The 13664-nt window shown below is 44.4% G+C and carries 14 protein-coding genes; 11 read left to right on the top strand and 3 right to left on the bottom strand.

The window, feature by feature from the left end:
• Positions 1–81: 81 nt before the first annotated feature.
• The 7 genes from L2W36_RS12490 to arsB all read left to right on the top strand — a co-directional run bounded on the left by L2W36_RS12490 (position 82) and on the right by arsB (position 5998).
• A complete protein-coding gene (locus L2W36_RS12490; protein WP_231892984.1) occupies positions 82–942 on the top strand; it encodes an SIS domain-containing protein in 861 nt (286 codons plus the stop codon).
• Positions 943–1123: 181 nt separating this feature from the next.
• The gene (locus L2W36_RS12485; RefSeq protein ID WP_006072614.1) at positions 1124–1447 is read left to right on the top strand and encodes a metalloregulator ArsR/SmtB family transcription factor; all 324 of its coding nucleotides are present in this window, start codon (positions 1124–1126) and stop codon (positions 1445–1447) included.
• A gap of 53 nt (positions 1448–1500) precedes the next feature.
• Positions 1501–2505, top strand: a complete 1005-nt coding sequence (locus L2W36_RS12480; RefSeq protein ID WP_038224056.1) for an ArsJ-associated glyceraldehyde-3-phosphate dehydrogenase — start codon at positions 1501–1503, stop codon at positions 2503–2505.
• Positions 2506–2507: 2 nt separating this feature from the next.
• On the top strand, positions 2508–3002 hold the full coding sequence (locus L2W36_RS12475; protein WP_236110207.1) for a cyclin-dependent kinase inhibitor 3 family protein: 495 nt from the start codon (positions 2508–2510) through the stop codon (positions 3000–3002).
• Between the two features lie 186 nt (positions 3003–3188).
• On the top strand, positions 3189–4409 hold the full coding sequence (arsJ, locus tag L2W36_RS12470; protein WP_236110187.1) for an organoarsenical effux MFS transporter ArsJ: 1221 nt from the start codon (positions 3189–3191) through the stop codon (positions 4407–4409).
• 131 nt (positions 4410–4540) lie between these two features.
• Positions 4541–4849, top strand: coding sequence for an ArsR/SmtB family transcription factor (locus L2W36_RS12465; protein WP_050798630.1), 309 nt, complete (start codon positions 4541–4543; stop codon positions 4847–4849).
• A 99-nt stretch (positions 4850–4948) separates the two neighbouring features.
• Positions 4949–5998, top strand: a complete 1050-nt coding sequence (arsB, locus tag L2W36_RS12460; protein WP_236110186.1) for an ACR3 family arsenite efflux transporter — start codon at positions 4949–4951, stop codon at positions 5996–5998.
• A 43-nt stretch (positions 5999–6041) separates the two neighbouring features.
• Here arsB and L2W36_RS12455 read toward each other — a convergent pair whose 3' ends face one another.
• The 3 genes from L2W36_RS12455 to L2W36_RS12445 all read right to left on the bottom strand — a co-directional run bounded on the left by L2W36_RS12455 (position 6042) and on the right by L2W36_RS12445 (position 11202).
• The gene (locus L2W36_RS12455; RefSeq protein ID WP_038224050.1) at positions 6042–6890 is read right to left on the bottom strand and encodes a GGDEF domain-containing protein; all 849 of its coding nucleotides are present in this window, start codon (positions 6888–6890) and stop codon (positions 6042–6044) included.
• 221 nt (positions 6891–7111) lie between these two features.
• Positions 7112–8881, bottom strand: coding sequence for a lysophospholipid acyltransferase family protein (locus L2W36_RS12450; protein ID WP_236110185.1), 1770 nt, complete (start codon positions 8879–8881; stop codon positions 7112–7114).
• Between the two features lie 188 nt (positions 8882–9069).
• The gene (locus tag L2W36_RS12445; protein ID WP_236110184.1) at positions 9070–11202 is read right to left on the bottom strand and encodes a TonB-dependent siderophore receptor; all 2133 of its coding nucleotides are present in this window, start codon (positions 11200–11202) and stop codon (positions 9070–9072) included.
• A gap of 220 nt (positions 11203–11422) precedes the next feature.
• Between L2W36_RS12445 and L2W36_RS12440 the strand changes: the two genes are divergently transcribed.
• The 4 genes from L2W36_RS12440 to ispF all read left to right on the top strand — a co-directional run bounded on the left by L2W36_RS12440 (position 11423) and on the right by ispF (position 13657).
• Positions 11423–12076, top strand: a complete 654-nt coding sequence (locus tag L2W36_RS12440) for a PilZ domain-containing protein (RefSeq protein WP_124940257.1) — start codon at positions 11423–11425, stop codon at positions 12074–12076.
• 116 nt (positions 12077–12192) lie between these two features.
• Positions 12193–12474 carry a cell division protein FtsB gene (gene ftsB / locus L2W36_RS12435; protein ID WP_006072631.1) on the top strand — a complete coding sequence of 94 codons (282 nt, stop codon included), beginning with the start codon at positions 12193–12195 and terminating at the stop codon, positions 12472–12474.
• Positions 12471–13181, top strand: coding sequence for a 2-C-methyl-D-erythritol 4-phosphate cytidylyltransferase (ispD, locus tag L2W36_RS12430; protein WP_236110183.1), 711 nt, complete (start codon positions 12471–12473; stop codon positions 13179–13181). The genes ftsB and ispD overlap by 4 nt, the downstream gene beginning before the upstream one ends.
• Positions 13178–13657, top strand: a complete 480-nt coding sequence (ispF, locus tag L2W36_RS12425) for a 2-C-methyl-D-erythritol 2,4-cyclodiphosphate synthase (protein ID WP_006072635.1) — start codon at positions 13178–13180, stop codon at positions 13655–13657. The genes ispD and ispF overlap by 4 nt, the downstream gene beginning before the upstream one ends.
• Positions 13658–13664: the final 7 nt, after the last annotated feature.

Genomic DNA, 13664 nt, shown 5'->3' with positions numbered 1-13664 from the left:
ATTCAAGTGCACACTCGTCACCGACAGGTGCAGAAAATCCAGTAGTTTTAGGGTTATAATGAAGGAAATACTTTGAGAGCTGTGTTGAAAGTTGTGAACTCGAATCAGGTAATCCCCAATATACGTATGATGATGCCGTCGCTGACTAAGACGGAACAGTCGATAGCGGAAAACTTTTTGCAGCCGCATTTTTTGCAAAAGTCGACCTCGATAAATGAGGTTGCCGAACGATTAAGCGTCTCTCCGGCGCTGATTGTCAAAGTATCGAAGAAGTTGGGGTTTAGCGGCTTTAAACAGCTGAAAGAGTCGTTATATGCGCAGAGCGAAACTCAGTCCTATGCGCCAAGTGAGCGTTTGTTGCCTGATGATAGCGCCGAGAAGATTGTGTCAAAGGTACTGCAAAACTCCATAAATGCCCTAACTGAGATCCTCAATTTTGTGGATGTAAGCATGGTCGATGCGGCTGCAGAGGCCCTGCTAAAGGCTCGAAATATCGAGCTTTTTGCAGTTGGTGGTTCAAGCATCATCTGTGAAGATTTTCAGCATAAGCTGCTACGTATTGGTATTAAATCATCGGTGCCTAAAGATCGTCACTTAATGCTGATGTCAGCGAGCATTATGACAGACCAAGACGTTGTATTGGTGGTCTCTCACTCTGGCCAGACGGTTGATCTCATGGATGCTGTGCGTCAGGCAAAACAGTCTGGTGCGACCGTGATTTCTATTACCAATAACTATCACGCAGAGCTGTCATCCTTGTCGGATATCCCACTTTATGCCCCAGCGTCGCCTGAGCCTGTACTTGGCAAAAACGGCACTGCACGTTTGGTTAAATTGGCGATGATCGACAGCTTGTATGCCACCATGGCAAGCAAAATGCCATCTTTAGCGGAAGAGAGCTTGAGCAAAACCATCAGAGCAGTAGAACGGCTACATCGCTAAATTTTTGTTAAATAAATAGTTTATTCTGCCAACTGAGCTCATCGACCGTAAGAAGTTGATGGGCTTTTCTATGTATCCCTATCCATTTAATTATGAAGGTTTTATGACAGGTCAAAAAGATCCTTGACTCTTAGTATGTGAAAATTAATATATACGCATATCCATATATGAGTATTTAACTATGCTTCCACATGAGTTTTTCAAATTGATGTCTGATGAAACACGTATCCGAACCTTGTTGTGGGTGTCTGCGAATGAATCAGTCTGTGTGAATAGTCTTGTTGAGGCCTTGGAAGAGAGCCAACCAAAAGTCTCAAGACATTTGGCAATGTTAAGACAAGCTGGTGTACTAAAAGATACTCGTAAAGGGCAGCATGTTTTTTATAGCTTGGCGGAAGGGCTGCCAGGCTGGTTATACAGAACCTTGAAAGGGCTTGAGCAATCGAACTGCTTGCAAAGCGCTTATCAACTAAACTTTAACGAACTTGTGCCACCTTCTAAGTAGGTATTAGGCGTTAGTTCATCACCGAATGTATTAAGTAATTAAGAGATTGAGTTATGGCTATTAAAGTAGGTATTAACGGATTTGGTCGAATTGGTCGTTTGGCGCTGCGTGCTGCTTTCGATTGGCAAGAATTAGAATTTGTATTGATCAACGATGTCGCAGGCGATGCAACCACACTAGGTCACCTGCTTGAATTCGATTCAGTTCAAGGTACCTGGCATCATGGTGTTACAGTCGAAGGTAATGAGCTTGTCATCGATGGTAAACGCATTAAAACCACGCAAGAGCGCGATATCGACGCGATCGATTGGTCTGACTGTGATGTGGTGATTGAAGCAACAGGTGTGCACCGCAAAACTGAATTCTTGAACAAATACTTAGATCAAGGCGTTAAGCGTGTTGTGGTTTCTGCGCCAGTGAAAGAAGCCGGTATTGCTAATATTGTCGTCGGTGTTAACGACGATATTTTCGACGCTGAAGCACATCGTATTGTTACCGCAGCATCGTGTACGACTAACTGTATTGCACCAGTTGTGAAAGTGATTCACGAAAAATTGGGTATTGAGCAGTCATCGTTTACTACGATTCATGACCTGACTAATACGCAAACTATCCTAGATGCACCACACAAAGATCTACGTCGTGCTCGCGCCTGTGGTATGAGCCTTATTCCAACAACGACAGGTAGTGCAACTGCTATCGTTGAGATTTTCCCAGAACTTAAGGGCAAGATTAATGGCCACGCTGTTCGTGTCCCGTTAGCGAATGCATCTTTGACTGACATTATATTTGACGTTAAACGTGACACCACTGCAGAAGAGGTTAACGCGCTACTGAAAGAAGCGTCAGAGGGTGAGCTGAAGGGAATTCTTGGCTTTGAAGAACGACCATTGGTGTCCATCGATTATAAAGGTGACCAGCGCTCAACGATTGTCGATGCTCAATCTACAATGGTGGTCGGCTCTCGTATGGTGAAAATCTATGCGTGGTATGACAATGAAATGGGCTATGCAACGCGCACTGCAGAATTGGTTCGTAAAGTCGGTCTAGCGGGGTAATGATGATGCATCCAACATGGGAACTTAAAGTAGATAACGCAGCGCTTGTATTAACGCCTTGTCCTGGTACTAAAGATGTGTCTCTGGATGATTCATTAGCGCAACTTAAAACTCAAGGTGTGACTGTGATCGTGACGGCTCTCGATAATCACGAGATGACGGAAGCAGGAGTTGCAGAGCTTGGTGCAAAAGCAAGGTCATTAGGAATCAAATGGTTTCAAACTTCGATTGAAGATGATCGCGCGCCAAGTGTTGAATTTGCAGCGGATTGGAAAGCAATTTCGCCAGAATTACATCAAGCGGTTGAGGCGGGTGAAAAGATTGCAATGCACTGCATGGGTGGTTCCGGACGTACTGGTCTTCTAGCGGCCAATTTGCTGCTAGAAAAAGGTTGGGATCTTGAGACGATTCGCCGTGAAGTGCAGGCATTACGTCCAGGCGCATTTACCAAACAGCCACAAATCGACTATGTAGAGAAGTTAGCGGCGACGTTCTAGTTGTCGCTAGTTTAACTTCTATCCTAATTATTGTATTAGTGAAAGCGGGAGCCTCGTTTTCGCTGAAACAGTAATAGGGTAGACCCCTGCTTGAGCAGGGATGACGTTGCTTTACTGAGTAGCTCTGTTTTACGCAAGTCACTCAACTTTACACGAGTAATTAAACCCTACTCAGGCAGAAGAATTATGTTGTCTAACCTTAGCAAAAGCGTTCGCCAGTATATGCTGGTCACTTTTAACTACTGGAATTTCACTATTACTGATGGTGCGCTACGCATGTTGGTGGTGCTGTATTTCCATGATCTAGGTTATAGCACCTTAGCTATTGCTTCTCTGTTTTTGTTCTATGAGTTCTTTGGTGTTGTCACTAACTTAATTGGTGGCTGGCTTGGGGCTCGCTTGGGGCTAAATCGAACCATGAATATCGGCCTTGGGATGCAGATCTTCGCTTTGTTGATGTTGGCCGTGCCGAGTGTCTGGCTAACCATCCCTTGGGTGATGGCTGCACAAGCGCTATCTGGAATCGCCAAAGATCTGAATAAAATGAGTGCGAAGAGCGCCATTAAGACGTTAGTGCCTGACGAACAGCAAGGTGCACTCTACAAGTGGGTGGCGATTCTAACTGGCTCTAAGAATGCACTGAAAGGGGCCGGCTTCTTTATCGGTGGTTTACTGCTCTCTGTGCTCGGTTTCCAATATGCCGTTGCTGCCATGGCAGCTGTGCTTAGTTTGGTGTTTATCGGCAGCGTACTTAGCCTAGAAAGTGATATGGGTAAAGCGAAAGCGAAGCCTAAGTTTAAGCAGATTTTCTCTAAATCGGAGAGCATCAATATTCTGTCAGCGGCACGCATGTTCCTATTTGGTGCTCGTGATGTCTGGTTTGTCGTGGCATTGCCTATTTACCTTGGTTCAGTGTTCGGTTGGGATCATACATTAGTCGGTGGTTTTCTGGCTACGTGGGTAATTGCCTATGGCTTTGTTCAAGGCATTGCCCCAAAAATCACGGGCAAAGCCCAAGGAAAGGTGCCCGATGGCAGTGCAGCAATGTGGTGGGCATTAGCACTTGCGGCCGTGACTGGCATAATCGCTTATTGTGTTCAAATGCAATGGTACCCACAGGCTGTGATTGTGGTTGGATTATTGATTTTCGGCGCTATCTTTGCAGTAAACTCCTCGCTCCATAGCTATCTGATCGTCAGCTATGCCAAAGGTGATGGGGTTTCCATGGATGTAGGCTTTTACTACATGGCTAATGCGATGGGACGTTTAATTGGCACTGTGTTGTCTGGCTGGATATTCCAAGTTGCTGGTCTTGCAGCATGTATGTGGGTCTCTTTTGCCTTCCTTGTGCTCACGACCATCATTTCGATCCGCCTACCTGGTGCTCCGAAAGCGATCGCTCAGTAAGTCATAAAATATCCACTTTAAAGAGTTAATCGTTAAAAGACGATTGACTCTTTTTTATGTCAGGCGTATATTTATCGTCAAAATACGATAGAGGGTAGAGTGTGACGAATTGTACAGTTGATAATACTGAAATGTTCATTGCATCAGATGAGCAACTGGTCCAAGAGAAAACGCTGGCGGCACAAGCTAAGGCATTGTCCCATCCTGCTCGTATTCGTATCTTACGAATTCTGTCAGACCTAGAACGAGCCGGTGGTTGTTTAAACAGCGATCTAGTTTCTCAATTGGGTCTCGCTCAATCAACGGTATCTGAGCATTTACGTATACTTAAAGTCGCCGGTTTTATTAGTGCTGAGCCGATGCCACCGAAGGTGTGTTATCGAATCCAGAGAGAGGCACTCAGTGACTTTGCGCGTCTAACACAATCAGCCTTTGATTAAGCAAGCTTCTATCATTCTTTGATTATTGAGTCGGCATTGCCGACTTTTATTATTATAATTTAATCGTTATTCGACGATTGACGATATTGGAGAGTTAACATGTCCGAGTTAGCTATGGAACAACCGAAAAAGCTGGGCTTCCTTGATCGCTTTCTTACTTTATGGATCTTTTTGGCGATGGGAATTGGGGTGGTTCTGGGAGTTGCATTTCCGAGCCAGATTGAGAACTTGAATGAGTCAATGACGGTGGGTAGCACTAATATCCCTCTCGCCATTGGCTTGATACTGATGATGTACCCGCCATTGGCGAAAGTGAACTACGGCCTGATGGGCAGTGTGCTCCAAGACAAAAAGGCCGTGACACTTTCATTGGTTATGAACTGGCTGGTTGGCCCAATTCTTATGTTTGTGCTGGCACTGATATTTCTGGGTGATGAACCCAGCTTAATGACAGGTGTCATTTTAATTGGTCTAGCTCGTTGTATTGCTATGGTGCTGGTATGGAATGACATTGGTGGTGGTAACAAAGAATACGGCGCAGCCTTAGTCGCACTGAACAGCGTATTCCAGATTATCACGTATAGCTTTCTCGCTTGGTTATTCATTACGGTGTTGCCACCAAAATTTGGTTTCCAGGGGCAGGTCGTGGATATCTCAATGGGTGATATCGCTGAAAGTGTAATGATTTACCTAGGTATTCCTTTCTTGGCTGGATTTTTAAGTCGCAAGATCTTAGTCGCGAAGAAAGGAGAGCAATGGTACAACGAGACCTTTATTCCTAAGGTTTCACCGATGACGTTAATCGCACTACTGGCTACCATCGTACTGATGTTCAGCCTTAAAGGTGAGATGATAGTTGAACTACCAATGCAAGTAGTACGCGTAGCGATTCCACTTACGATCTACTTCTTTATGATGTTCTTTGTGAGTTTCTTTGTTGCTAAGAAGATGGGTGTCCCTTTCGATAAGAATGCGTCAATTGCCTATACCGCGACGGGTAATAACTTTGAACTGGCTATCGCCGTGGCTATTGCCGTATTTGGCTTGAATTCACCTGAAGCATTCGCGGGGGTTATTGGTCCTCTAATTGAGGTGCCAGTGCTGATCGCCTTAGTGAACTTCACATTGAAAATGAAAAAGCGTTACTAGCGCTCAAATAAAAGTGAAAAGCTGAGCATTGGGCTCAGCTTTTTTATAATAGGACTTTAGGCTTTTTCGCGCGTTTATCGTGCTTACTTTGGTACATAGCAAGGTCGGCTTTCTTCAAAGTGATTCGCAAACTGGACTGGAATGCCGAATAGCCAATACTGTGGCAAAGTTCAGGGTAGGCTTGGAAGTCATCAATAAATAACCGATGCAGTTTGCCAATAGCTTGCTTTAATGTGTCTTCATTTTCATAGTGCGTTAAAACTACAAATTCATCCCCACCATATCGGACAATCACATCCTTATCAGAAAAGCTCTGTCGCAAGCAACGCGCGAACCTAAGTAGAACCAAATCGCCTTCACTGTGACCCAAATTATCGTTAATTTGCTTAAAGTTATCGAGATCAATAACGACGCAGAATCCTTTTTTCCAGCGAATCGAGCTGAGATAAGTCAGGTTTCGCAGTTTAGTTAATGGATCGGTATACGCTTTCTTTTCGAAGAACTTTGCTTCTTGATGCAGTTCAGAAACATCGAAGCTGGTGGTATAGATGAAAGACTCGCCTTCAATGTCGACTTTAAACTTCAGCACATTGTAGTAAAAAGTGGAATGTAAGCTTTGAAACTTAACGATTTTTGGAATGCATTGGCCGGACTCAATATAATCGATACTCGCGTCATGACATTCTTGAAGCATATTGGCTACATTTTCAGGAACCACTTGAGCCAGTGCGGTTGCCGTCATCCCTATTGGATTGATGTCGGTATACTGGCGCAGCCAGACATTAAATTTATCATTGATATAGACGTATTCGTGGGACGAATTTCTAATCGACAGAAACCCCGGAAAATGGCGAAATAGTTCATTCGCTTGGTGATATGTCAAATCTGTCACTGCTAAATCTCACTCAAGTAAGTCCGATCTTCCTACAGCTGAAAAGCGGTCGATGTCGTTATCGTTTTTTCAGCCGTTTCTAGCATGCTCCCACCATAAGAACTGTGATGCACATCCTCTTGTTGATAGTTATTGTAAAAGAATGACTTAGTTCTCAAGGATGAGACGGTTTGAGAGAGGATAAAGCAGCCTAAGCTGCTTTGAAGAAGGTAACGTAGGCACTAAATGGACAGAGCATTGTGCTTGTTTAGATACTGTTTAGCGTATTCAGATCCCATATAGCGAGCTAAGGATTTGTGAGGTACCGAGGTGAGATCGACGACGATCAAACCATCCAATGCGTCATTGAAATTGGGGGCGACGTTAAAACAGACCAACTTGCCGTTTAAGTTTAGGTATTGTCGTAATAAGACCGGTACGCTTTTTCCAGTGTCCAGTCTTGAGATAACGCGCGATAACAGTTGAACGTCCGCTAGAGCACTCAGTGTTTGAGGGCACCACTGTCTATGGCGATTTTGTTTAGGAGGATTAGACGCACTTACATATCGTGCACTGTCATTATCGTAATGGTGCAAGGTCATTGTGTCGGTGAGGAGCTGGCGAGCGATGTCGCTATAGTCATTGCTAATACTCACCGGACCAAATAGATGAGTGTAGTTGGGATGTCGACGTACAAATTCCGCAATACCTTTCCACAGCAGTAGTAGCGCGCTCATGCTTTTTTGGTATTCTTCAGCGACGACACTGCGTCCCATTTCAATGGATTTGCCCATTGTATTTAAGAAGGAGTGCTCGAAGTTAAACAGGGTGCGAGAGTATAGGGCGCGTATATCCCCTTGCTTAATGAGCTCGTCAACGAGACCTAGACGATAAGCGCCGACCAACTTTTGTTTTTCTTTGTCCCAAACAAATAGATGTTGATAGAGCTGATCAAACTGATCGATGTCTAAAGATTGCCCCGTTCCTTCTCCAACTTGTCGAAAGTTTATTTCCCTTATTCGTCCAATTTCTCGCATCACCGCAGGAATGTAATCCATGGAGGTACAGTAAACCTCAAACTCACCGCTAGTAAGGAGTAAGTGCTCTTGAGGGAGGAGTTCGATGTCCTCAAGCAGTTCGCTGAGGTGAGTTTCTGAGGCTATGGCTTGATCACGTTGATGAGAAGAAAGCGAGCTATGGTTTCTTTCAGGATGTTGCTGATTGAGCAAATAGGTATTAAGGCGCAGATAACTAACAAGCTGCTGGCTGTCTAGCGAACTCACTTCTTTAAACTTGATTTTGTTGCCAATTGAAATTCGGATGGCGGTGTTCTTTTTATTGAGAAGCTCGCGACCTAACATAGCAGTTCTTAGCATCGGGTGGACCTTTCCTGCCAAGTAGAAGTGTTTGGAGTTAACGCCGCCGATATGCACTGGCACCGTTGTTGCCTGATTTCTTTTGATAAGGGTACTTACGGAGCGGCTCCACTGCTTATCCTCCAGTTGAAGCGATTTTCTGTCAACCAGTTGTGACACTTCGCCTGCAGGAAATACAAGCAGAAGGCCGCCAAGTTCTAAATGCTGGTTGGCTTGTCGCAATGCTCTGGCGTTAGATCGATGTGCATTGGTTCCGTTGAACACATCTACGCCGATGAACAAAGGCTCCAGCTCCGGAACCAGTTTAAGAAATTCATTGGCAAGAATTTTCACGTCCTTGCGAATCTGCAGTAGCACCTCAGCCAAGATGACGCCTTCAACACAACCCAGAGGATGATTAGCTACGATGATGGTTGCTCCAGTTTTAGGTATCGTCTCACTACTGCCTGCTTCGATGCGATAATCAATACCTAGGATATCCAACGTGAAACGCAAGAAAGTCTCGGTATCACAATCTGCAGGACGTTGAGCGTATAATCGGTCTAAAACTGACAGGCCAGTAGCCCACTCAGTAACGTTTTCCGCTAGGCCTAGTGGAGACCTGCGCGGCAGACGAAAAGGACTGGTAGTTTCCATGACAACCTCTGAACATAAGCCAAATTAATGTGGTTAAAATGCTATGACGTTGATATGTCAAAATGGCGAACAGCAGATGGAAGATGGATGACGTGTTGATGTCAAAATCGTGACATCGAATTAGAGGGATATGAGACAGTGAGAAGAAAAAGCCCAGCGATGAGGTCGCTGGGCTCGATTTAGTTAGTTTAGAATGTTGCGTTCACGGACAGTTTGAATCGGCGTTCATTTCCGAAATGAACATCGTTGATCACGCCTGTCGAGCTACCTGATTTAGTGGTATATTCGCCACCACCACCTGTGCCAGCAACATACTCTTTATCAAAGAGGTTTTCGATATTGAATCGGAAATCCCACACGACATAATCGCTCTTAATTTTGTGTGATGCGCCGGCATCAAAGCGCACGTAACCATCCAGTTTGACGGTGTTAGCATTATCAGCCCAGCGCTCACCTTGATAGAACATACCAAGGTTAAATGCCGTCGAGTCAGTCATCGCATAGCGAGTCCATGCAGAGCCACTCCACTCTGGAACGTTGGCTGGACGTTTATCTTGGTATTTATCATGTTTGTCGAAGTTTGCATCTAAGTACATACCGGTTGCCATCACAAACCATTTATCGGCGATTTGACCTTGTGCACCAGCTTCTACGCCTTGGTGGCGCTGAGTACCGTTTTGTGTCGTGATTCCATTCTCTTTGATACTGATGTTCTTTTTCTCAATATCGAATATAGCACCAGTAAGCAGTAAACGATTATCCATTAGCTCCCATTTTGTGCCCAACTCGTACTGACGGCTTTTCTCAGGTACACGCTCGGTAATAGAGTTGTCATCATTAACCACGTTAGATACTGGGTTGAAGCTCTCAGAGTAGTTAGCGTAAATGCTACCATTATAGCTTGGATGGAATATCAAGCCTGCTTTTGGAGAGAAGGATTGACTGTCATTTGCACCGCTTACAACTTCATCTTTTGAGTTGGTACCATCGGCAAAGTACATGTCATATCGACCACCTACAAGTGCTTGCCACTGGTCATTGAAAGTGATCAAATCTTGAGCATAAAAACCGTAGAAGTGGTTGTTACTCTCATAAGTAGACGTGGCATTGTTATAGTCTAGCCCTGGGTTTGCAGGGTTCTCACCAGGTTGCACACTAATTGAGCTGCCTTTCACTCGCTGCTGCGCATAGTCATAGAACTGGCCATTTGTACCGATCAAGACTTGGTGATCCACATTGAGAGCAGTGAAGTTACCGTGAAGATCTGCGTGGAAAGCTTGAGTTTTCCAATGATCATGACGATCAAATGGGCTCATGGTGTAACTGCCATCAACGAGCGTATTAGAGTCTGGTGTCGGCATCGAATCATAGCGATGACGCTTCATGTCCTGTAAGTTGTAGCTTAGTTTGGCTTCCCATTGTGTATTGATATACAGATTAAGATCAGCTCCAAAGTTTTCTACATCGTTGTTGATGAATGACCAGTGAGCGTCTCTGATGGTTTCTTTATTGCCAATTCGATTACCATTTAGGTCCAACCAAGAGCCTGAGTCGATCGGTGCATTATCTTGAGTCTTTTCGTAGTTGAAAGAGAGTAGACCCCAGTCGTAAAGATCAGCTTCAATGACGCCATAACCTAGAAAACGATCGCGTTCTCGGTTATCACCCGTTGCGTACTTTCTACTTTCAACACTGTCTTGTTTTACTAAGACAGTACGACCACGAAGTGTCCCTGATTCATTCAATTTTCCCGATGCATCAACGTGATAGCGCGTGCTCCCTAGATCGTCAAAATCTGCACCTACGTTGACTTTTGGAGTCGCAGTCGGCTTTTTTGACACCATATTAATCATGCCGCCTGGCGCTGAGTTACCGTATAAAAGGCTGGATGGACCCTTTATGACCTCAATGCGATCTAAGGTTTCAATTGGCAACATGTAGTGAGTGAATAGTGAGTGACCATTGCGCAAGTAGCCATTGGTTGATGACAGCTCAAATCCACGTAAGTAGAACGTTTCTCTATTCCATTTCTGTGAGCCTGCGCTGACACTAGCATCGTTTTGCAACGCTTCACCTAATGTGGTTGCCAGTTGTTCATCCAAAACAATCTCAGGAATCACGTTTACAGATTGAGGGGTTTCTAACATAGAGGCATCGGTGCGCATAGCACCTGAAGCACTGTCAACTTTATAGTCATCAAAGCTTTGCGCATGTACGACGAGTGTTTCATCCACACTCGATTTGTTTTGTTCGGCAAATGCTGGAGAGGTGTTAAGTGCGAGTACCACGGCACTGCAAAGTGTGGTCACTTGAAATTTCATTCTGGGCTTTCCTTGCTCGTAAAAATCGAGGCAAATTGAATAGTTTATTATTGGTATATGACATCATATTAGTAGCGAAGTGAATGCTAATGCTATTTATTATCATTTGCAATATTGCTAAATGTAACAATCTGTATCTTTTGAAATTTAGGCTGATGGATTGCATCAAACAGGTAAATGAGGTGTAATTAATTTGTTGGTAAACAAAAGGATAGCGTCAGTGGAATGGGGACAAAAAAAACAATATGAATGTTATCGTTACCTTAAAACAGGTATGAAACTCAGTCTTTCTGTTACAGGTGAAGAGCCGCTCAAAGGGCTACCTGCGTCTTTAATCGGCTTTAAATTTGATGACTATTTGGTTGTGGATGCGCAAGAACTGGAGCAAGAGACGATTTGTGCCTTGAGAGAAAAAGAGGTGATTGTCAGGGGGTTGACGGATACGGGGTACGGACATGTAGTGGCGTTTACTTGTCAGTGCATTGCCGATTCTAGTGTGCCTAGTAAACAGATTTATCTTTCACCTCCCAACAACTTCGTATCTAAGCCCATTAGAGAGCATTCGCGTTATAAGCTTGCAATTCCTTGCTCTCTTTCTGTTGGTAAAGCGCAAACCGAAGCAACAATGGTGGATTTCTCGTTGTCTGGTTGTGGTATTTTTATCGCTTCAGAACATGATTTTTGTAAAGGGCTAGAGGTAAAAATAGATTGTGAGCTGAATCGTTTTTTACCCGCAGGAATTACCTTCGAAATAGCTAGTATTAAAAAGCATGGAGTGGGTTCGTTAATCGGAATTCAATTCAACCAGCAGGTATTGATGTCAAATAACCTAAAAATGACACTTGCCGAATGGTCTCTTCAAGCCAGTCATTAGGGCGAGTAGGCACTTACTTTTCACCTTAGTCGAGAACAAGGCTTTCTCTTCGCTTATTTCAAGGTGTAAACTGTGCTATATAAAGAGCAGATTTTTTCGATGGAACGTGCCAGTTTATGCGTATCTTTACCCTAGTGTTGTTAGTTGTTTTTTCTTGGTTGCAATATACTCTCTGGTTTGGAAAAAACGGTATCGTCGACTTCAATCAAGTTGAATCAGAAATCCAAGTGCAACAGCAAGTGAATCAAAACCTACAGACACGTAATAACGAGATGTTTGCGGAGATTGATGACCTTCGACAAGGGCTTGATGCCATTGAAGAAAGGGCACGACATGAACTAGGAATGATTCAAGACGGAGAGACTTTCTATCGCATCATAGGTGAGGACAACCAATGATCCCTGAACACCATCCTATCATTGCTATTGTGCCAGCTGCTGGCGTGGGCAGTCGTATGCAAGCTGACCTCCCTAAGCAATACCTTAAGATTAATGACAAAACCATCTTAGAGCATACGGTTGATAAGTTACTGTCACATCCAAGTGTCGAGAGCGTCATTGTCGCTGTTAGTGAAAATGACCCTTATTATTCTGGACTGTCATTTTTATCGGAAAAGCCAGTAGTGCGTGTCGCTGGTGGTAATGAGCGTGCAGACTCGGTACTCGCTGCCATCGACTACGTTAAACAGCGTATTCCTAATGCGTGGTGTTTGGTTCATGATGCCGCTCGCCCTTGTATCACCTTGGCAGACATCAGCAAGCTGATTTATGAAGTGTCCGTGCACCCGGTTGGCGGAATTTTAGCTTCGCCCGTGAAAGACACCATGAAGCGAGCCGATGACGTTAATGGTATTGACCATACTGTAGAGCGAGTGGGTTTGTGGCATGCGTTGACGCCACAAATGTTCAAAGTAGAGCTACTTCATAGTGCACTTACTAATGCGCTAGAGGAAGGGGTTTCTATTACCGATGAAGCGTCTGCTATTGAGTGGACTGGGCTTTCTCCATTGCTAGTTGAAGGGCGTGGAGACAACATCAAAATTACTAGGCCAGAAGATTTAGCTCTGGCTGAGTTTTATTTAATGAAAGAGGAAGTACAACAATGAGAATAGGCCATGGCTTTGACGTTCATAAGTTTGGTGGCGAAGGTCCTGTAATCATTGGCGGCGTGGCCATCCCTTACGAGCAAGGACTGATCGCACACTCTGATGGTGATGTTGCACTTCACGCTTTATGTGATGCCTTGCTTGGGGCTATCGCCGCAGGAGATATTGGTCGTCACTTTCCAGATACTGATGCCGAGTGGGAAGGAGCGGATAGTCGCGCTCTACTTCGTGATGTGTACAGTAAAGTGAAAGCGAAAGGCTACGAACTGGTTAATGCGGATATCACCATCATGGCGCAAGCACCTAAAATGGCCCCTCACATTGACAGCATGTGCCAAGTCATTGCACAAGACTTAGATACCGATATTGGTAACGTCAATGTGAAGGCAACGACAACTGAAAGATTAGGCTTTACAGGACGTAAAGAAGGAATTGCCACTGAAGCAGTGGTATTGATTAGCAAAATTACGTCTTAATAGGCAG

It is taken from the genome of Vibrio sp. McD22-P3 (assembly GCF_021568915.1).
In the GTDB taxonomy this organism is placed as follows: Bacteria; Pseudomonadota; Gammaproteobacteria; order Enterobacterales; family Vibrionaceae; genus Vibrio; species Vibrio mediterranei.
The sequence above is the reverse complement of the archived record's forward strand: the minus strand, read 5'-3'. Positions and strand labels throughout refer to the sequence as shown.

What these genes read in the sequence shown, in the direction of transcription:
- arsJ (WP_236110187.1), top strand. Translation starts at nt 3,189, where the DNA reads ATGTTGTCTAACCTTAGCAAAAGCGTTCGCCAGTATATGCTGGTCACT.
- L2W36_RS12465 (WP_050798630.1), top strand. Translation starts at nt 4,541, where the DNA reads ATGTTCATTGCATCAGATGAGCAACTGGTCCAAGAGAAAACGCTGGCG.
- ispF (WP_006072635.1), top strand. Translation starts at nt 13,178, where the DNA reads ATGAGAATAGGCCATGGCTTTGACGTTCATAAGTTTGGTGGCGAAGGT.
- L2W36_RS12480 (WP_038224056.1), top strand. Translation starts at nt 1,501, where the DNA reads ATGGCTATTAAAGTAGGTATTAACGGATTTGGTCGAATTGGTCGTTTG.
- ftsB (WP_006072631.1), top strand. Translation starts at nt 12,193, where the DNA reads ATGCGTATCTTTACCCTAGTGTTGTTAGTTGTTTTTTCTTGGTTGCAA.
- L2W36_RS12450 (WP_236110185.1), bottom strand. Translation starts at nt 8,881, where the DNA reads ATGGAAACTACCAGTCCTTTTCGTCTGCCGCGCAGGTCTCCACTAGGC.
- L2W36_RS12475 (WP_236110207.1), top strand. Translation starts at nt 2,508, where the DNA reads ATGATGCATCCAACATGGGAACTTAAAGTAGATAACGCAGCGCTTGTA.
- ispD (WP_236110183.1), top strand. Translation starts at nt 12,471, where the DNA reads ATGATCCCTGAACACCATCCTATCATTGCTATTGTGCCAGCTGCTGGC.
- L2W36_RS12485 (WP_006072614.1), top strand. Translation starts at nt 1,124, where the DNA reads ATGCTTCCACATGAGTTTTTCAAATTGATGTCTGATGAAACACGTATC.
- arsB (WP_236110186.1), top strand. Translation starts at nt 4,949, where the DNA reads ATGTCCGAGTTAGCTATGGAACAACCGAAAAAGCTGGGCTTCCTTGAT.
- L2W36_RS12445 (WP_236110184.1), bottom strand. Translation starts at nt 11,202, where the DNA reads ATGAAATTTCAAGTGACCACACTTTGCAGTGCCGTGGTACTCGCACTT.